Source organism: Diaphorobacter sp. C33 (genome assembly GCF_030503915.1).
GTDB classification, from domain to species: Bacteria; Pseudomonadota; Gammaproteobacteria; order Burkholderiales; family Burkholderiaceae_C; genus Diaphorobacter; species Diaphorobacter nitroreducens.
Genome location: NZ_CP129980.1, coordinates 256,256 through 275,231, shown reverse-complemented (window position 1 = coordinate 275,231; position 18,976 = coordinate 256,256). Strand labels below are relative to the sequence as shown.

The window sequence follows — 18,976 nt, the reverse complement described above, 5'->3', positions numbered from 1 at the left end:
AAAAGACACCAGCCCCGCCATGCGCAGCCTTGTCCATCATCAATGCGAACGGCGCACCACCATGTCGGCCAACGCCGCCAACGCCCGCGTGTCGGTCAGGCCGCTGGCGGCCAACGCCGCCAGTGCCTGCGCGCGCAGGGCTTCGGCATGCGCGCGCGCGGCCTCCAGCCCCATCAGCGAGACATAGGTCGGCTTGTCGCTCGCGGCGTCCTTGCCGGCGGTCTTGCCCAGTGTGGCGGAGTCCTGCGTCACGTCCAGCACGTCGTCCACCACCTGGAAGGCCAGGCCCATGGCTGCGCCGTAGTCGCTCAGCGCGCGCAGCGTGCCCTCCGGGGTCTGGCCGCAGACCGCGCCCATCACCACGCTGGCCTGCAGCAGCGCACCCGTCTTCAGGCGGTGCATCTGACGCAACTGGTCTTCAGACAGCTGCAGGCCCACGCTGGCCAAGTCGATGGCCTGCCCGCCGGCCATGCCGTCGGCACCTGCGGCGCGGGCCAACTCACGGCACAGCCGCGCCTGCATGGCCGGCGGTACCCCCTCCTCGGGTGTGAGCAGCTCAAACGCCAGCGCCTGCAGTGCGTCGCCCGCCAGCAGTGCACGCGCTTCGCCAAAGCGCACATGCACCGTGGGCTTGCCGCGGCGCATCACATCGTTGTCCATGCAGGGCATGTCGTCATGCACCAGCGAATAGGCGTGGATCAGCTCCACCGCGCAGGCGGCGCGCAGGGCGGCCTGCGCGTTTCCGCCGACGGCCTCGCAAGCGGCCAGCACCAGCAGCGGGCGCAGGCGCTTGCCGCCATCCAGCACGGCATAGCGCATGGCCTCGCCCAGGCCTGCGGGCGCATCGGGGCACACCCAGTGGGACAGGGCGTCCTCGACCCGCGCAAGCTGCGCGCGCATCCAGCCATCGAAATCGAACACAGGTACGGCGGACATGGCGGGCGTCACTCCTGCGTCCATGGCTGCAGCGTGCCTTCGTCCAGCACCTTGATCTGGTCCTGTACCGCGTCCAGGCGCGCGCGGCAGAAGTTCAGCAGCACCGCGCCCCGCTGGTAGCCCGCCAGCATCTGGTCCAGCGGCAGCTGGCCTGACTCGATGCGGCCCACGAGCTGCTCAAGCTCTTCCAGTGCGGCTTCGTAGCTGACGGGATCGGGCTGGGTGGATGAAGGGGCGGCGGGGGCCTTGGCCATGGAGACGGAGCGCCAAGGGCGCAAGTGAAAACGGCCAATTTTAGGCGCAGGGCCCCGCGCCTGCCCGGCGAAGGCCGCGGGGATGCCCCCGCGGCCGGCGGGAGATCGCCGCCCCGGACGCCGCACGCGGCTTGCTAGGCGCGCGCAATACACGTACACCCGCCGCGGAAATAACCCCACCACCTATAATCCCATTCCTTCACTACGAACCGGCTATGGAGTACTTCCCTGGGCCGGTTTCGTTTTTTCTATAGCCCCGTGCGCACGCGCACCCTCCCTGTGGGGAGTCTTTAGGTCAGGTCACCCATGTCTGATTTAAGTCTTCAACTGCAGCAGGCCGCAAGCCAACTACCAGTTTCCAGCTATTTCGACGAAGCGCTGCTGCAGCGCGAACTGGAGACGATCTTCCAGCGAGGGCCCCGCTACGTGGGGCACCAACTCGCCGTCCCCGAGGTGGGCGACTACTTCGCGCTGCCCCAGGAAAAGGAGGGCCGCGCCCTCGTGCGCAATGCCCAGGGGCAGGTGGAGCTGATCTCCAACGTCTGCCGGCACCGCCAGGCAGTGATGCTCAAGGGCCGCGGCAACCTGCAGGCCCAAGGCAAGGGCCATGCGGGCGGCAACATCGTCTGCCCGATTCACCGCTGGACGTATTCCACCAGCGGCGAGCTGTTGGGCGCGCCGCATTTCGCGCACGACCCCTGCCTGAATCTCAACAACTACAAGCTGCGCGAATGGAACGGCCTGCTGTTCGAGGACAACGGTCGCGACATCGCCGCCGACCTGGCCGGCATGGGCACGCAGCGTGAGCTGTCGTTCGAGGGCTATGCGCTCGACCATGTGGAACTGCACGAGTGCAACTACAACTGGAAGACCTTCATCGAGGTCTACCTGGAGGACTACCACGTGGGTCCGTTCCATCCGGGCCTGGGCAACTTCGTCACCTGTGACGACCTGAAGTGGGAGTTCCAGAAGGAATACTCCGTGCAAACCGTGGGGGTGGCTTCCACGTTCGGCAAGCCGGGCTCCGACGTGTACAAGAAGTGGCACGAGGTGCTGCTGAAGTACCGCGAAGGCAAGATGCCCGAGCGCGGCGCGATCTGGCTGACCTACTACCCGCACATCATGGTGGAGTGGTATCCGCACGTGCTCACCGTCAGCACGCTGCACCCGATCGGTGTGGACAAGACGCTGAACATGGTGGAGTTCTACTACCCCGAGGAAATCGTCGCCTTCGAGCGCGAGTTCGTCGAGGCGCAGCGTGCGGCCTACATGGAAACCTGCATCGAGGATGACGAGATCGCCGAGCGCATGGACGCGGGCCGCAAGGCCCTGATGGAACGCGGCGACAACGAGGTCGGCCCCTACCAGAGCCCCATGGAGGACGGCATGCAGCACTTCCACGAGTGGTACCGCGGTCGCATGGGTGCCGCCGTGTCCCGCGGCTAAGGCCCCACACCGCCGCCCCACGCTACCATTACAATAGCTGCCAGCGCTTGATACACAAGCGCTGGCAGCTATTTTTATTCATACCCATAGGTTTTCCATGCAAGCGCTCTGGATGGTGTTGGCGGCGTTCCTGTTCGCAAGCATGGGGGTCTGCGTGAAGATGGCCTCGGCCTACTTCAACGCGGCCGAGCTGGTCTGCTACCGCGGCTTCATCGGCATGGCCATCCTCTGGGCGCTGGCACGCTCGCAAAAGGTGGCGCTGGCCACACGCTACCCCGGCATGCACGCCTGGCGCAGCCTGATTGGCGTGACATCGCTAGGCGCTTGGTTCTACGCGATCGCCTACCTGCCCCTGCCCACGGCGATGACGCTCAACTACATGAGCAGCGTGTGGATCGCCGCCTTCCTGATCGGCGGCGCGTTGCTCGCCTGGCGCCCCTCCAGCGCGCAGCCGCGCCCGCCGTTGCAAGTGACCTTGGTGCTGACCGTGCTGGTCGGGTTCGCGGGCGTGGTCATGATGCTGCGCCCCAGCATCGACGACAACCAGGCCTTCGCGGGCCTGGTGGGCCTGTGCTCGGGCCTGACCGCCGCGTTCGCCTACATGCAGGTGGTGGCGCTGTCGCGCCTGGGCGAGCCCGAGACGCGCACCGTGTTCTATTTCGCCGTGGGCTCGGCCGTAGCCGGCGGCGCGGCCATGCTGGTCACGGGCATGTCCGACTGGCCCGGGTGGCCCGCGCTGTGGCTGCTGCCGCTGGGCCTGCTGGCCGCGGGCGGGCAGTTGTGCATGACACGTGCCTACTCGCGCGCCCTCACCGCCCGCGGCACGCTGGTGGTGGCCAACCTGCAGTACTCGGGCATCGTTTTCGCCAGCATCTACGGCGTGGCGCTGTTCGGCGACCAGTTGCCACTCATCGGCTGGGCGGGCATGGCGCTCATCGTGGGCAGCGGCATCACGGCCACCGTACTGCGTGCCCGGGCCGCGCCGGACACGCCTGCCGAAGAACACTGACGCGCTGGCGCGCCCAACGCCGCGACAATGGGGCCTGATCGATACGTACAGAGCCCGACCATGCCCTACACCACGCTGATCTCCGTTCCTGAACTGCAGTCCCTCCTGCACAGCGGCCAGCCGCTGATGGTGTTCGACTGCAGCTTCGACCTCACCCAACCCACCCTGGGCGCCAGCCAATACCGCGAGGCACACATCCCCGGCGCCTTCCACGCCGACCTGGACAAGCACCTGAGCGCCCGCCATGGCGCCCCCGGCGCGGGCGGCACGGTCGTGGCCTCGGCGGCGGACGAGCCCGCATCGGGCGGGCGCCACCCGCTGCCCAACCGCGAGCGATTTGCGACCTGGCTCTCGGACATCGGCTTTGCCAATGACATGCAGGCCGTGGTGTACGACCGCAACGGCGCCAACTACTGCGGCCGCCTGTGGTGGATGCTCAAGTGGGCGGGACATGATGCCGTGGCCGTGCTCGACGGCGGGCTGCAGGCCTGGCAGGCCGCCGGCGGCGCGGTGGCCAGCGGCGACGAGCCGGCGCGTTTCCAGTCGCACTTTCGGCTGCAGGCGCCGCTGCGCCGGCTGGTGAGCGCGCAGGAGGTGCTGGCGCAACTGGGTCAGCCCGGCCAGACGGTGGTCGACGCGCGCGCCACACCGCGCTACCGGGGCGAGGTGGAGCCGCTGGATCCCGTGGCGGGCCACATCCCCGGCGCACTCAACCGCCCCTTCGGCCTGAACCTGGGAACGGACGGCCACTTCAAAAGCCCGGAGCAGCTGCGTGCCGAGTTCACCAACCTGCTGGATGGCCGCGACCCCGCCACCGTCGTCCATCAATGCGGCAGCGGCGTGAGTGCCCTGCCCAACCTGCTGGCCATGGAAATCGCGGGCCTGGGTCCCACGGCCCTGTTTGCCGGCAGCTGGAGCGAATGGTGCAGCGACCCCGGCCGGCCGGTTGAGCGCGGCTGACGCTCACGCGGACGCTTTCGCAACGTTACAGCCCGTTTTGCGGTGCACGGCTAGGCCGGCGCCGTGCCTGGGCCTGCCTGTGGTGCCCGCGCAGCGGCACCTGTCGCGCGCACGCATCGCAACGGCGGACGGCCTTCACGTGCGCAGGCATTTCTCACCTATACTTAAATGCGAATCGTTCTCATGACATATCTTAAGTAACCCGTGATCCGCGCCTGCTCCGCCTTGACGCCGTGCCTCGACACTGCCCCGCCCTTGTTCAACGGCGAGGCCTCGGCCGCCGTGCGGCCGTCCCGCTCCCTCGCGGCACAGGAGGGAGTCCGATGAGGCCCACGCAACCGTTGTGGCGCTACCGGCTCGCCGTGGCCTCGCGCACACTGGCCGCGGTGGCGGGAGGCTATGCGCTCACGGCGGCCTTCACGGCTGCGGCCGCGCTGGCCCTGGCACAACGCAGCACCCGCGTGGACGCCGTGCTGGCCGCCACCTTGCTGGCGTGGCTGGTCTATGCGTTGGCCATCGCCTGGGTTTTCTTTGCGCGCACGGCCTGGCAGGCCTGGTGCGGCGTGCTGGGCCCTGCGATGCTGCTGGGGCTGGCCGCCCAGGTGCCGCAATGGCTGACGGGTGCCGCATGAGCCCGCCCGCCGATGCATCCCGCGCCCCCTCACGCGAGGGCTTTCGCCAGGCCATGGCCTGGCTGCACACCTGGGCAGGGCTGCTGCTGGGCTGGCTGCTGTTTGCCATCTTCGTGACGGGCACGCTGTCGTATTTCAAGCCCGAGTTCAACCACTGGATGCGCCCCGAACTCCAGGCCTTGCCGCCCGCCAAGGCAGATGACGCGGCAGCCGTCGCCGAGCGCGCCCTGGCCACCCTGCGGCAGCACGCACCGCAGGCCACCCAGTGGATCATGCGCCTGCCCGACGAGCGCCAGCCCGAGGTGTCGCTGCTGTGGCACGCGGGGCCGCGCGAGCGCTTCCAGACCCTGCTGGTGCACCCCGCCACCGGCGACATCCTCACACCACGGGCCACAGCGGGGGGAGACTTCTTCTACCGCTTCCATTTCGAGTTGCGCACTGCGCACCAGGGCCGCTGGGTGCTGCAAGGGCGCTGGATCGTGGGCGTGGCCACGCTGCTGATGTTCGTGGCGCTGCTCACCGGCGTGGTCACGCACCGGCGCATCTTCAAGGACTTCTTCACCTTTCGCCCCGCCAAGGGCGGCCAGCGTGCATGGCTGGATGCGCACAACGTCAGCGGCGTGCTGGCGCTGCCGTTCTACCTGGTGATCACCTTCAGCGGACTCATGATCTTTCACTCGCTGTACCTGCCGGCGGGCATTGCCGCCGTGTATCCCGGCGCGCGCGGCACCGACACGGCCAGCTACTTCGCAGAACTGCAGGGAGACGCCCCGCGCAGCGCAGGCACCGTCCAGGCCAGTCCGCCCGCGCCCCTGCCACCGCTGGCCGTGGCCGCTGCCATGCAGCAGGCCCAGGCCCACTGGCAGGGAGGGCGCGTGCAGCGCCTGCGCGCGCAGCGCGACCCCGGCGGCGATGTGCGCCTGGAGGTCACGCGCCATGACGGCGACCGCCTGCAGTACGGTCCCGAACGCCTGTGGTTCGATGGCGCCAGTGGCCAGTTGCTGCACGAAGCCGCCCCCGCCGGCGCGGCACGGCAGACCTATGGCGTGCTCTACGGCCTGCACCTTGCACGGTTCGCAGGTCCCGGCCTGCGCTGGGCCCTGTTCGGCTTCGGCGTGCTGGGCAGCCTGATGATCGCCACTGGCCTGGTGCTGTGGACTGTCAAACGCCAAGCGCAGGCACGGCGTCCCCATGCCGGGCAGCCCCAGCGCCTGCCCTTCGGCGAGCGGCTGGTGTCCACCCTCAACCTGGCGGCGCTGGCCGGCCTGCCGCTGGCTTTGGCGGTCTACCTCGCTGCCAACCGGCTGCTGCCGCTGCACTGGGCGGCGCGGGCCGATGCAGAGCTGGCCTGTTTCTTCAGCGCATGGGCGCTAGCGCTGCTGCTCGCGGCCGTCTCGCCGGGCCGGCGCGGCTGGTGCGCCCTGCTGGCACTGGCCGGGGCGCTCTGGGCGCTGCTGCCGCTGCTGAACGCAGCCACCACGCACGCGCACCTGGTCGTCAGCCTGCCAGCCCGCGACTGGGTTTTGGCGAGCATGGACCTGGCATTCCTCGCCACCGGCGCGTTGCTGCTGGCGCTGGCCTACCGGCTGCGGCCGCTGCGAGCGCCCGCCAGCGCAAGGCCCCCAGCGGCCGTGCCGGCACACCTAACGGCCGCGCGCGGCCACCGCGCGGGAGCCTGAGATGACGGAGCTGTTGTTGTGCCTGGCCGGCTGGTGCGCCATGGCCCTGGGCATGGATCGGCACCACGAGGACGCGCTGCGCCGATCCGCCACCGCCCCCACGCTGCAGCGCCTGCGCGGCGCGGGCTGGGTACTGCTGGCAGCGGCCCTGGCCCATGCCGTGGGACGGCCGGCCCCGACCGTGCCCATGGGCCTGGTGTGGTGGGGCGTAGCCCTCTCGCTGGCAGCGCTGGCCGCCACGGCGCTGGCCACCTGGCGGCCACGCTGGCTGCCCACCGCCGGCGTGGCGGCCTTGCTGGCCGCGCTGTTCGTAGGGGCCGCGGCCACGGGCTTCGCCGGCGCCGGGCCGGGCTGAGCCCGCATGGCCCGCATCGCGGGCCGGTGTGCCGACGCACACGCACTTCTTTCAGAGCCACCCACGCCAGCCGCCCGGCTGGCGCAGGCAGCCAGCGTTGTCCACAAGGCGCCCCGGGGCGCCCTTGCGAGAGCCTTCATGCGCCTGCCTGTATTTCACATAAAAAACCTGCCACAGCGCTTATCCGTAAATCGCTGGCAGCTATTCATTCAATAGCAAACGCCATTCCGCGCATACATCCATCCATTCACAGGAGAACACGCCCATGTCCCTCATCCCTCGACACCCCCTCGCGCGGCTGGCCGGTGCGCTGCTGCTGGCCGGCGGCGCTGCGCAGGCCCACCAAGTCTGGCTGGAGCAGGCACCGAACGAGACGCGCCTGCACTTCGGTGAATACGCCGATAACCTGCGCGAGACCTCGCCGGGCCTGTTGGATAAATTCACCGCAGTGCCTGTGCTACGCCAGGCCGGAGCGCGGTCGACCGAAGGCCGCCGCACGCCCACGGCCTTCGTCTATGCGCCGCAAAGCGCTGCGGACACGCTCTGGGCGGAAGCCCCGTACCCGCTCATCGACCGCAGCAAGACGCAGCGTCCGCCGCTGCTGTGGCGCCCCGCGGCGCGCTGGGTGTCCAGCCTGGCGCAGCCGGTGGACGCCGCCGCGCCCCTGGACCTCGTGCCCACGGGGCAGGACGGCACGCTGCGCGTGGTGTTCCAGGGCGCCCCGCTGCCCAAGGCCAAGGTGACGCTGGTGGCACCCTCCGGCTGGTCGCGCGAGGCCACCACCGGCGAAGACGGCACGGTGCGCTTTGCCCTGCCATGGCAGGGCCAGTACGTGGCCGAGGTCCAGCACACCGACAAGACCCCCGGCGAGCACCTGGGCCAGCCCTATGGCGAAGCGAGCTACGTGACCACGCTGAGCTTCGTGCAGACGCACGGCGCCGTATCGCCCGCCCTGCCCGCCCTGCCCGCCAAGGCGCGCTGAGCGGTGTCCCGCCCCTTGCATCCCCTACCGCCATGAAACCTCCCCTTGTTCCCCGCCCGCGGCGCACGGCCGTGGCCCTGGCCGCGCAGGCCGCGCTGTGGCTGCTGTGCGGCAGCGCGATCGCGCAGACCGCCGAGGCCCTGCCGGGCGCGCCAGCGGCAACCGCCACCCCCACCCTGCGCCAGGTAGACGTGGTCGACTCCACGGCGGGCGCCGCCGCCACGCCCGCGCGCCGCGCGCAAAGCAGCTCGCGCCTGGGCCTGCCAGTGCTGGAGACGCCGCGCGCCGTGAGCGTGATCGACAGCGCGCTGCTGGAGCAGCAGTTGGCCACCACGGAGCGCGACGTGCTGCGCAACGCGGCCGGCGTGTCCTCGCGCAGCGAGTACGCAGGCTCGTACTCGCAGTTCGCGATCCGCGGGTTGTGGGCCAACAACACCTACAACTACCTGCGCGACGGTGCCAAGTTCGTGCACCTGCTCGATCCACCGCTGTTCAACATCGAACGCGTCGAGGTCATCAAGGGCCCGGCCGCGCTGGAGTTCGGCCAGGTGGCGCCGGGCGGCCTCGTCAACTACGTGAGCAAGCGGCCCCAGGCCGATCCGCTGCGCAGCGTGAAGATCGGCGCGGGCAGCCACGGCTGGCGCAATGCCGAATTCGACCTCACCGGCCCCCTGAATGCCGACGGCACGCTGCGCTACCGGCTGGACGGCGGCGCGAGCCGCGGCGGCAGCTTCGTGGACGGCAACACGCCGCGCAAGCAGGGCCTGGCCGGCAGCCTGGAATGGCAGCTCACGCCGGACACGCGCTGGCGCGCACAGGCCGAGTACCAAAGCCTGGAAGGCGTATCCACCGTGGGGCTGGCGGTGCCCGACCCGCAGAACCCGCGCAGCGCGGACGTGCTCCCGGTGGGCACCTTCTATGGCGAGCCCTGGCTGCGCACCGACGGGCACCTGCGCTTTTATTCCACGGAGCTGCAGCACCGCTTCACCGACAGCCTTGAAGGGCGGGTGCACCTGTCGCGCAACGAGACCTTTCGCAACGTGAACATGGTCTATCCCATCGGCCCGGTGACAGACGGCCAGGTGGCGCGCAGCTACTGGCTGGCACCGGGGCAGAACTACACGTCGGACACCGCGCTGGCCGAACTGCGCGCACAAGTGCGGACGGGTCCCGTGCGCCACACGCTGCTCGCCGGGCTGGATTGGCGTGCCATCGAGGGCGTGTACGGTGCGCGTGGCACGGGCAACCTGGGTGCGGTGGACCTGTACCAGCCCGTGACGGGCCTGGTGCCGCCCGCGGCTTCGGGCGGCAGGGCCGCGGTGGCCTCGGACACGCGCAACACGGGCCTGTTCGTGCAGGACCGGCTCACCCTGGGCGACTTCAGCCTGCTGCTGGGTCTGCGCCACGACCGGCTCAAGGACGCTTACACCAAGCCCGCCACGGATCTGAGCAAGACCCAACCCAGCGCCGCGCTGAGCTGGCAGCCCCTGCCCGCCAGCATGTTCTATGTGAGCCATGCGCGCTCGTTCCAGGCGAACTCGGGCACGCTGCTGTGGGGCGACCGCGCGGCACCACCCTCCGAGGGCAAGCAGCTGGAGGTGGGCTGGAAGCAGGAATGGCTGGGCCAGCGCCTGCTCACCACCGTATCGGCCTTCGCGCTGGAACTGACCAACGCACCGGCCAACGACCCCGAGCACCCCGGCTACTCGGTGCTGACGGGCCGCCAGCGCATCAAGGGGCTGGAAGTGGAGGCCCAAGGCCGCATCACCCCGGGCTGGAGCGTCACCGCGCAGGCCACCTTCCTCGACCCCAAGGTGCTGGCCGACACCGTGCCCGGCGCCAACGTGGGCCACCGCGTCGCGCTCGCCCCGCGGCGCACCGCCTCGCTGTGGACCCAGTACCGCCTGCCCGGGGCGCCCGGCCTGTGGGTCGGCGGCGGGCTGGTCCACCAGGGCGACAAGTTCACCGCCAACGACAACCGGTGGCGCCTGCCCGGCTACACCGTGGTGGACCTCGCGCTGGGCTACCAGTTCGGCGGCGGCGTGCGACTGCAAGCCAACCTGAAGAACGCCGCCAACCGGCGCTACTACGTGGACGCATCCACCACGGCCGCGGGCTTTGCGGCCGTCACACCGGGCGAGCCGCGCTCGCTCTACGTCACGCTGGACTACACGTTCTGAGCACCTCAATTTCTATCAAAACACGCTGCAGCGTCCGTCCATCCTGCGCAACCAGCTTCACTATTCATAGCACCATGATCTTTCGCACTTTCCCCGCCACGCGCACTGCCGCCGCACAGGCCGCCATGGCGCTGCTGTGCGGCGCCGCCGCGCATGCCCAGACCACCGAAGCCGCCCTGCCCGCGGTCACCATCAGCGCCGACCCGGCGCAGCAAAGCGCCACCGGGCCGGTACGGGGCTTCGTGGCCCGCCGCGCGCTGTCGGCCACCAAGACCGACACGCCGCTCATCGAGACACCCCAGGCCATCAGCGTGGTCACGCGCGACCAGATGGAAGCCCAGGGAGTACAGACGCTGCGCGAGACCACGCGCTACAGCGCGGGCATCGTGTCGAGCTACTTCGACAGCCGCGTGGACAGCTTCAAGGCGCGCGGCGGCGATGTGACGCAGTACCTGGACGGCCTGCTGCGCACCTATGGCACGTACAACAATGTCAAGGCAGAGCCCTACACGCTGGAGCGCGTGGAATTCCTGCGCGGCCCCTCTTCGGTGCTCTACGGCCAGGGCAGCGTGGGCGGCGTGCTCAACCTCACGTCCAAGCGTCCGCTGGCCGAGCGCCAGCGCGAGGTGCAGGTGCAGATAGGCAGCCATGCGCGCAAGCAGATCGCCGCCGACCTGACCGGCCCGTTGGATGCCGAGGGCCAGTGGCTCTACCGCCTGGTGGCCGTAGGCCGCGACAGCGGCACGCAGGTGGACCACGTGGACGATGACCGCGTGGTGTTCGCGCCATCGCTCACCTGGCGGCCGAGCGCGGACACCTCGCTCACGCTGCAGGCGCACTACCAGAAGGACCAAAGCGGCTCGCTGATCGGCTTCTTCCCCTGGCAGGGCACGCGGCTGCCGAGTGCCTACGGGCGTATTCCCACCAACACCTTCATCAGCGAGCCGGGCTGGGACGCCTACGACACCGAGAACGCCTCCTGGGGCTACCTCTTCAGCCACCGCCTGAACGGCGACTGGACGCTGCGCCAGAACCTGCGCCGCACGGTGAGCGACGTGGACTACCGCACGCTCTACACCAGCTTCGCTGCCAATGCCGCCAGCGGCCGACCCGCGCGTCCGGTGTTCGACGCCAATGGTCGCACCGTGCTGCGGGACGCCGCCTGGCAACGCAACGCCAGCCGCCTGCTGCTCATCGACACACAGCTGGAAGGCCACCTGCGCGCGGGCGCGGTAGAGCACACGCTGCTGGTCGGCGTGGACGGTCAGCGCAACCACACCAGCCAGTCCAGTTGGCGCGCCGTGGCGCCCGCCATCGACGTGTATGCACCGGTGTACGGCAACTTCACCCCGCCCAGCAACGCCGCCCTGACGGCCCTGCCCGACGTGACGCAGCGCCAGCTGGGCCTGTACCTGCAGGACCAGATGCGCTGGGGTGCGTGGACCGCCACGCTGGGCCTGCGCCATGACCGCGCCAAGACCGACACCGAAGGCCGCCCCGCCGCGGCGGTGGACGACAAGGCCTGGACCAAGCGCCTGGGCCTGACCTACCAGGCAGGCGGGGGCTGGGCACCGTATGTGGGCTATTCAGAGTCGTTCCAACCGCTGGGCGGCGTCAACGTGTACGGCACGGCCTACAAACCCCAGCGCGGCCAGCAGTGGGAAGCCGGCGTGAAATGGATGCCCGAAGGGCGCGGCATCTCGGCCTTTGCGGCGCTCTACCACCTGCGCGAGAAGAACCGCAAGACCACCGACCCGAGCAACCCGCTCAACAGCCTGCAGATCGGCGAAGTCACCATCAAGGGTCTCGAAGCCGAGATGACCGCCAGCCTGGCGCGCCATTGGGACTGGACGCTGGGCTATGCCTATGCCGACGCCACCATCAGCCGCAGCAACGCGGGCGACCAAGGCCAGCGCGTGGCGGGCGTGCCGCGGCATACGGCGTCCAGCTGGCTCATGCACCGCTTCGCGGCCCAGGGCCGCGGCGGCTGGACGGTGGGCGCCGGCGTGCGCTACACCGGATCGCAGTGGACCGGCACACCGGCCATCGATACCCCGTCGGTGCTGCTGGCCGATGCCATGGTGGCCTACGACGCGGGCGATTGGCGTCTGGCACTGAACATCAACAACCTGACGGACAAGGTCAACATCACCCAGTGCCTGGCGCGCGGCGACTGCTTCTACGGCGAGCGCCGCAACGTGCTGCTGACGGGCACCTACCGCTTCTGAGCGCGGTGTAAAAAAGCCCCGGCAGGCCGGGGCTGGTGGTGCTGAAGGGCGGCGTCAGACGTGGGTGATGGAGATCGCGCGCGTGTTCAGGCACGCCTCCAGCGCCTCGGGGCCGCCCTCGGAACCGTAGCCCGAATCCTTGATGCCGCCAAACGGCAGCTCGGCCGAGGGCGTCGCGGGTTGGTTGATCCACAGCATGCCCACCTCGACGCGCTGGCTCAGCAGGTGGGCATTCTTGAGCGAGCGCGTGAACGCGTAGCCCGCCAGGCCGTAGGCGAGGCGGTTGGCCTCGGCGATGGCCGCTTCGAGCTGCGTGAAACCCTGCACGGCCGCGACGGGTCCGAAGGGTTCCTCGTTGAAGATGCGTGCATGGGTGGGTACGTTGTCGAGCACCGTGGGCGCAAAGAAGTTGCCCACCTCGCCCAGCCGCTCGCCACCCGTGCGCACCGTGGCGCCCTGCTGCACGGCATCGCCCAGCAGGTCGGCCATGGCCGCCACGCGGCGCGGGTTGGCCAGCGGGCCCATCTGCGTGCCCTCGGCCAGGCCGTCGCCCACCTTCAGGCCCTGGGCATGGCGCGTGAGCGCGGCCACGAAGTCGGCGCGCACGCTCTCGTGCACCAAAAAGCGCGTGGGCGAGATGCAGACCTGCCCCGCGTTGCGGAACTTGGCGCCGCCCGAGGCCTTGACCGCCAGCTCGATGTCCGCGTCCTCGCAGACGATCACCGGCGCGTGGCCGCCCAACTCCATGGTCACACGCTTCATGTGCTGGCCCGCCAGCCCCGCCAGTTGCTTGCCCACGGGGGTGGAGCCGGTGAACGTGACTTTGCGCACGATGGGGTGCGGGATCAGGTAGTTGGAGATCTCGGCCGGGTTGCCGTACACCAGGCCCACCGCACCGGCGGGCACGCCGGCATCGGCAAACGCACGGATCAACTCGGCCGGGCTGGCGGGTGTCTCCTCGGGCGCCTTGACCAGCACCGCGCAGCCCGCGGCCAGCGCCGCGCCCAGTTTGCGCACCACCTGGTTGATGGGGAAGTTCCAGGGCGTGAACGCGGCCACCACCCCCACCGGGTCCTTCACCACCATCTGGCGCACGGCGAGGTTGCGCGACGGCACGATGCGGCCGTACACGCGCATGCCCTCATCGGCAAACCACTCGATGATGTCGGCAGCGGCCATGGCCTCGACACGCGCCTCGGCCCGCGGCTTGCCCTGCTCCTGCGTGAGGATGGCGGCAATGGCGTCGGCGCGCTCGCGCATCAGCGCCGCCGCCCGGCGCATGGTCTTGGCGCGCTCGATGGCGGGCGTGTCGCGCCACGCCTCGAAGCCTTTTTGCGCAGCCGCCAGCGCGCGGTCCAGGTCGGCAATGCCCGCATGCGCCACCCGCCCGATTTCCTGGCCCGTGGCCGGGTTGTGCACGGCGATGGTCTTGCCGCTCTCGGCGTCCTGCCATTGGCCGGCGATGAAAAGGCGCGTGTCGGGATAGGTCATGCAGTGGGCTCCTGGTGTCATGTCAAGAAAAAACGGGCGCCAGGCGCAGGGGCAAGACCCGCGCCGGCCGCAACCGGTCACTATAGAGTGCAACGCCCCGCGGCGCAGTCGCGTGGGCGCGAATCCCCACGCGCTCAGCTGGTGGTATCCCAACCTCCGCCCAGCGCGCGCACCAACCCCACCGTGGCCACGTACTGCGCTGTGCGCACCTGCAGCGCCTGGCGGCGGTTGCGCAGCTCGCTGCGGCGCGCATCCAGCAACTCCAATTGGCTCACCAGACCGTTGCGGTAGCGCGAATCGGACAGCTGCGTAGCGCGCGCGGCGGACTGCACGGCGCGGTCCTGCGCCTGCGCCTGGTCGGCCAGCAGGCGCAGCGCGCTGAGCTGGTCTTCCACCTCGCGAAAGGCCGTGAGCACCTGGCCGCGGTGGGCGGCGAGCGCCCCTTCCAGCCGGGCGCGCGCACCCTCCTCCTGGGCGGCGCGCTGGCCGCCATCGAAGAGCGGCAGCGACAGCAGCATGCCAATGCCCCAGGAACGCGCCGACCACTTGAACAGATCGCCCAGCTCGGGCGATGCAAAGCCCGCACTGCCCGTGAGTGCCAGCGCGGGAAACCACGCCGCCTGCGCCACGCCCACGCGTGCCTGCGCCGCCAGCACCGCGGCCTGGGCCGCAGACACATCGGGCCTGCGCGCCAGGACCGTGCTGGGCACGCCGGGCGGAATCACCGGCAGCGCGGCCTCGACCGCCGCCGGTGGCAGCGCGAAGCCCGTGGCCACGTCGCCCACCAGCACGGCCAATGCATGCCGTAGCTGTGCCTGCTGGCGCTCCAGCGCCAGTGCTTCGGACTCGGTGGCCGCCACCTCCGTCTGCACGCGCGCCACGTCCAGCTCCGCCACGTCGCCCGCCTGGTAGCGGCGCTGCGTGAGGTACAGCGTGCCGCGGTAGGCCTCCAGACTCTCATCCACCAGCGCGCGCTCCGCCTGCAGCGCACGCAGTTGCAGATAGGTCTGCGCTACGTCGGCCTGCACCATCAGCCGCGTGCTCTGCAGCAGCGCGGCGCGGGCCTGGGCGTCCAGCCGCGCCGCATCGCTGGCGCGCGCCAGCCGGCCGAACAGGTCCAGCTCGTAGGACACGCCCAGTCCCGCCGTGGCGAGCGTGGCAGGCTGCGTGCCATTGGTGGTGGTCACACCGGCCTGGCGTGAGACGCCGGCGTTGGCGCCCACCTGGGGCGCGCGCTCTGCATCTGCCGAGCGCAGCAGCGCGCGCGCCTCGGCCAGCCGGGCCGCAGCCTCCTGCACGCTGGTATTGGCCTGACCAGCGCGTTCGACCAGATCGCTCAGCACCGGATCCTGAAAACCCAGCCACCAGGCACCGCGGGGCTGTGCCTCCGCGGGCGCCGCGGTCGTCCAGGCCGGGGCACCCTCCGTCGCCGCTGCGCTGAAGGCGGCGGGCACGGCAACGCCCGCGTGTTCCGGCGGCGGCGCCAGCGGCGCGCCCATGCAGCCGGCCAGCACCAAGGCCGCGGCCAGCGGCGCCAGCCGCGCGGGGAAAGCAAGGGAAAGCATCGTCATGGGGAATTCCTTTTTCATTCGTGCTGCCCGCGCGGCGCGGCCGGCAGGGGACGCGCCGCGGCACCAACACCAGTCTCTTCGATCAATGGCGCGGTATGGCTGCCGTGCTGCTGCAGCGGGCGGTTACCGGCCATGCGGCGCAGCGCCACGTAGAACACGGGGGTGAGGAAGAGGCCGAAGGCCGTCACCCCGATCATTCCGGCGAACACCGCCACGCCCATCGCGCTGCGCATCTCGGAACCCGCACCGGTGGACAGCACCAGGGGCAACACCCCCATCACGAAGGCCAGCGAGGTCATCAGGATGGGCCGCAGCCGCAGGCGGCTGGCCTCAATGGCGGCCTGCACCGGCGTGCGGCCGGAAAACTCCAGCTCGCGCGCAAACTCCACGATCAGGATGGCGTTCTTGGCCGACAGTCCTACCAGCACGATGAGCCCGATCTGCGTGAACACGTTGTTGTCCCCGCCGCTGAGCCAAACGCCCGTCATGGCGGCCAACAGGCCCATGGGCACGATCAGGATGATGGCGATCGGCAGCGTGAGGCTCTCGTACTGCGCGGCCAGCACCAGGAACACCAGCAGGATGGCGATGGGGAACACCAGCACCGCGGAGTTGCCGGCCAGGATCTCCTGGTAGGTCAGCTCGGTCCATTCGAAGGAGATGCCCTGGGGCAGCGTCTCGGCGGCGATGCGCTCCACCGCCGCCCGCGCCTGGCCCGACGAGTAGCCGGGCGCCGGACCGCCGTTCACGTCGGCCGACAGGAAGCCGTTGTAGCGCATGGCACGCTCGGGGCCGAAGCTGGGCTCGATCCTCATCAGCGCCGACAGCGGCACCATCTCGCCCGTCGTGGAGCGTACCTTCAGCAGCGCCACGTCTTCCGCGCGGGCACGGAAGGCCGCGTCGGCCTGCACGCGCACGCTGTAGGTGCGGCCGAACTGGTTGAAGTCATTGGCATACAGGCTGCCCAGGTAGATCTGCAGCGTATCGAAGATGTCCGTGACCGGCACGCCCAGCTGGCGTGCCTTGGTGCGATCGATGGCGGCATAGAGCTGCGGCACGTTGACCTGCCAGCTCGTGAACAGGCCCGTCAGCTCGGGCGTCTGGTATGCCTTGGCCATGAAGGCTTTCACGGCCGCGTCCATGGCCTCGTAGCCCAGCGACGCACGGTCCTCGATCTGCAGCTTGAACCCGCCCGTGGTGCCCAGCCCCGCCACCGGCGGCGGCGGGAACATGGCGATGAACGCATCCTGGATGCCGCCGAATGCCTGGTTCAGCTGCCCGGCCACCGCCCCACCGCTCTGGTCGGCGCGCGTGCGCTCGGCGAAGGGCTTGAGCGTGGCGAACACGATGCCCGCGTTGGAGCTGTTGGTGAAGCCGTTGATCGACAGGCCCGGAAACGCGATGGCGTCTTCCACGTTGGGGTTCTTCTTCATGATTTCGCCCATGCGGCGAATCACGTCGTCGGTACGGTCCAGCGTGGCGCCGTCGGGCAGCTGCGCAAAGCCGATCAGGTACTGTTTGTCCTGCGCCGGCACAAAGCCGCCCGGTACGGCCTTGAACAGGCCCCAGGTGACGCCCACCAGGGCCAGGTAAATGGCCAGCATCAGCGCCTTGCGCCCCACCACGCGGCGCACGCCGCCGCTGTAGGCCTGCGAGCCCCGGTGGAACACGTGGTTGAAGCGGCGGAAGAAACCGCCGAACGCACGGTCCATGCCGCGCGTGAGCGCATCCTTGGGCTCGTGGTGGCCCTTGAGCAGCAGCGCGCTCAACGCTGGCGACAGGGTGAGCGAATTGATCGCCGAGATCACCGTGGAGATGGCGATGGTCACCGCGAACTGGCGGTAGAACTGCCCGGTCAGGCCGCTGATGAACGCCAGCGGCACGAACACCGCCACCAGCACCAGCGCGATGGCGATGATGGGCCCGCTCACTTCGCGCATGGCGCGGTAGGTGGCCTCGCGCGGCGTCAGGCCCGCCTCGATGTTTCGCTCCACGTTCTCCACCACCACGATGGCGTCGTCCACCACGATGCCGATGGCCAGCACCAGTCCGAACAGGCTCAAGGCGTTGATCGAGAAGCCCAGCAGGTGCAGCACGGCGAACGTCCCCACTACCGACACCGGCACGGCCAGCAGCGGAATGATGGAGGCGCGCCAGGTCTGCAAGAACAGGATCACCACGATCACCACCAGCGCCACGGCTTCCAGCAGCGTCTGGATGACGGATTTGATCGACGCCCGCACGAACTGCGTGGGGTCGTAGGCAATGCGGAACTCCACGCCCTCGGGCATGTTCTTTTGCAGCTCTGCCATGGTGGCGCGCACGTTGGTGGAAATGTCCAGCGCGTTGGACCCCGGCGCCTGGAACACGCCCATGCCCACGGCCGGGTCGTTGTTGAGCAGCGAGCGCAGCGCGTAGTCGGCCGCGCCCAGCTCCAGCCGGGCCACGTCGCGCAGACGGGTCACCGCGCCATCCTCGCCGGTCTTGACGATGATGTCGCCGAACTCTTCCTCGGTCGTGAGACGCCCCTGCGCGTTGATGGACAGCTGCAGGTCCACGCCCGGCAGGCCCGGCGATGCGCCCACCACGCCGGCCGCGGCCTGCACGTTCTGACCGCGGATGGCGGCCACCACATCACTGGCCGAGAGGCCGCGCTGCGCGACCTTCTGCGGGTCGAGCCACACGCGCATGGAGTAGTCGCCGCCGCCAAAGATCTGCACCTGCCCCACGCCCTGGATGCGCGCGAGGCGGTCCTTCACATTGAGCACGGCGTAGTTGCGCAGATAGTCGATGTCGTAGCGGCCATTGGGCGAGACCATGTGCACGACCATCGTCAGGTCGGGTGCGCTCTTGACCGTGGTCAGCCCCAAGCGGCGCACCTCCTCCGGCAGCCGCGGCTCGGCCTGCGAGACGCGGTTCTGCACCAGTTGCTGCGCCTTGTCCGGGTCGGTGCCCAGGGCAAAGGTCACGGTGAGCGTCATCACGCCGTCGGTCGTGGCCTGGCTGCCCATGTAGAGCATGCCCTCCACGCCGTTGATGGATTCCTCCAGCGGCATGGCCACGGTCTCGGCGATCACCTTGGGGTTGGCGCCAGGGTAGGTGGCGCGCACCACCACGGAGGGCGGCGCGACCTCGGGGTATTCCGAGATCGGCAGCGCGCGCAGCGCGATCAGCCCGGCAAGAAAGATGAGCACCGACAGTACGCCCGCGAAGATCGGGCGGTCGATGAAGAAGCGGGACAGGTTCATGGTGA

14 protein-coding genes are annotated in these 18,976 nt (G+C 69.7%); 9 read left to right on the top strand and 5 right to left on the bottom strand.

Annotated elements, in window-relative coordinates; genetic code table 11:
- Positions 1-39 precede the first annotated feature (39 nt).
- The gene (locus QY917_RS01375; RefSeq protein WP_252102258.1) at positions 40-936 is read right to left on the bottom strand and encodes a polyprenyl synthetase family protein; all 897 of its coding nucleotides are present in this window, start codon (positions 934-936) and stop codon (positions 40-42) included.
- 8 nt (positions 937-944) lie between these two features.
- Positions 945-1,190, bottom strand: a complete 246-nt coding sequence (xseB, locus tag QY917_RS01370; protein WP_015912683.1) for an exodeoxyribonuclease VII small subunit — start codon at positions 1,188-1,190, stop codon at positions 945-947.
- Positions 1,191-1,496: 306 nt separating this feature from the next.
- On the opposite strand from xseB, the gene QY917_RS01365 reads away from it, so the two are divergent.
- The 9 genes from QY917_RS01365 (at position 1,497) to QY917_RS01325 (ending at position 12,661) form a co-directional block, all read left to right on the top strand.
- Positions 1,497-2,636, top strand: coding sequence for an aromatic ring-hydroxylating dioxygenase subunit alpha (locus QY917_RS01365; protein ID WP_015912682.1), 1,140 nt, complete (start codon positions 1,497-1,499; stop codon positions 2,634-2,636).
- 97 nt (positions 2,637-2,733) lie between these two features.
- On the top strand, positions 2,734-3,645 hold the full coding sequence (locus tag QY917_RS01360; protein WP_015912681.1) for a DMT family transporter: 912 nt from the start codon (positions 2,734-2,736) through the stop codon (positions 3,643-3,645).
- A 60-nt stretch (positions 3,646-3,705) separates the two neighbouring features.
- Positions 3,706-4,605 (top strand): sulfurtransferase, encoded by a 900-nt coding sequence (locus QY917_RS01355; RefSeq protein ID WP_088887439.1) that lies wholly within the window; start codon positions 3,706-3,708, stop codon positions 4,603-4,605.
- A gap of 323 nt (positions 4,606-4,928) precedes the next feature.
- The gene (locus QY917_RS01350; protein WP_123675144.1) at positions 4,929-5,237 is read left to right on the top strand and encodes a DUF3649 domain-containing protein; all 309 of its coding nucleotides are present in this window, start codon (positions 4,929-4,931) and stop codon (positions 5,235-5,237) included.
- Positions 5,234-6,916, top strand: coding sequence for a PepSY domain-containing protein (locus QY917_RS01345; RefSeq protein WP_123675143.1), 1,683 nt, complete (start codon positions 5,234-5,236; stop codon positions 6,914-6,916). Before QY917_RS01350 ends, QY917_RS01345 begins: the two co-directional genes overlap by 4 nt.
- A 1-nt stretch (position 6,917) precedes the next feature.
- Positions 6,918-7,271, top strand: coding sequence for a DUF3325 domain-containing protein (locus tag QY917_RS01340; RefSeq protein WP_123675142.1), 354 nt, complete (start codon positions 6,918-6,920; stop codon positions 7,269-7,271).
- Positions 7,272-7,536: 265 nt separating this feature from the next.
- Positions 7,537-8,253, top strand: a complete 717-nt coding sequence (locus QY917_RS01335; RefSeq protein WP_123675141.1) for a DUF4198 domain-containing protein — start codon at positions 7,537-7,539, stop codon at positions 8,251-8,253.
- A gap of 32 nt (positions 8,254-8,285) precedes the next feature.
- The gene (locus QY917_RS01330; RefSeq protein ID WP_123675140.1) at positions 8,286-10,433 is read left to right on the top strand and encodes a TonB-dependent siderophore receptor; all 2,148 of its coding nucleotides are present in this window, start codon (positions 8,286-8,288) and stop codon (positions 10,431-10,433) included.
- Between the two features lie 74 nt (positions 10,434-10,507).
- On the top strand, positions 10,508-12,661 hold the full coding sequence (locus QY917_RS01325; RefSeq protein WP_123675139.1) for a TonB-dependent siderophore receptor: 2,154 nt from the start codon (positions 10,508-10,510) through the stop codon (positions 12,659-12,661).
- Positions 12,662-12,715: 54 nt separating this feature from the next.
- Here the strand turns inward: QY917_RS01325 and QY917_RS01320 are convergent, their stop codons facing one another.
- The 3 genes from QY917_RS01320 to QY917_RS01310 form a co-directional block, all read right to left on the bottom strand.
- Positions 12,716-14,152 carry an NAD-dependent succinate-semialdehyde dehydrogenase gene (locus QY917_RS01320; protein WP_015912673.1) on the bottom strand — a complete coding sequence of 479 codons (1,437 nt, stop codon included), beginning with the start codon at positions 14,150-14,152 and terminating at the stop codon, positions 12,716-12,718.
- A 134-nt stretch (positions 14,153-14,286) separates the two neighbouring features.
- The gene (locus tag QY917_RS01315) at positions 14,287-15,723 is read right to left on the bottom strand and encodes an efflux transporter outer membrane subunit (RefSeq protein ID WP_123675138.1); all 1,437 of its coding nucleotides are present in this window, start codon (positions 15,721-15,723) and stop codon (positions 14,287-14,289) included.
- Positions 15,724-15,737: 14 nt separating this feature from the next.
- Complete coding sequence (locus tag QY917_RS01310; RefSeq protein ID WP_123675137.1) at positions 15,738-18,971, bottom strand: efflux RND transporter permease subunit; 3,234 nt, start codon at positions 18,969-18,971, stop codon at positions 15,738-15,740.
- Between the last annotated feature and the right edge of the window lie 5 nt (positions 18,972-18,976).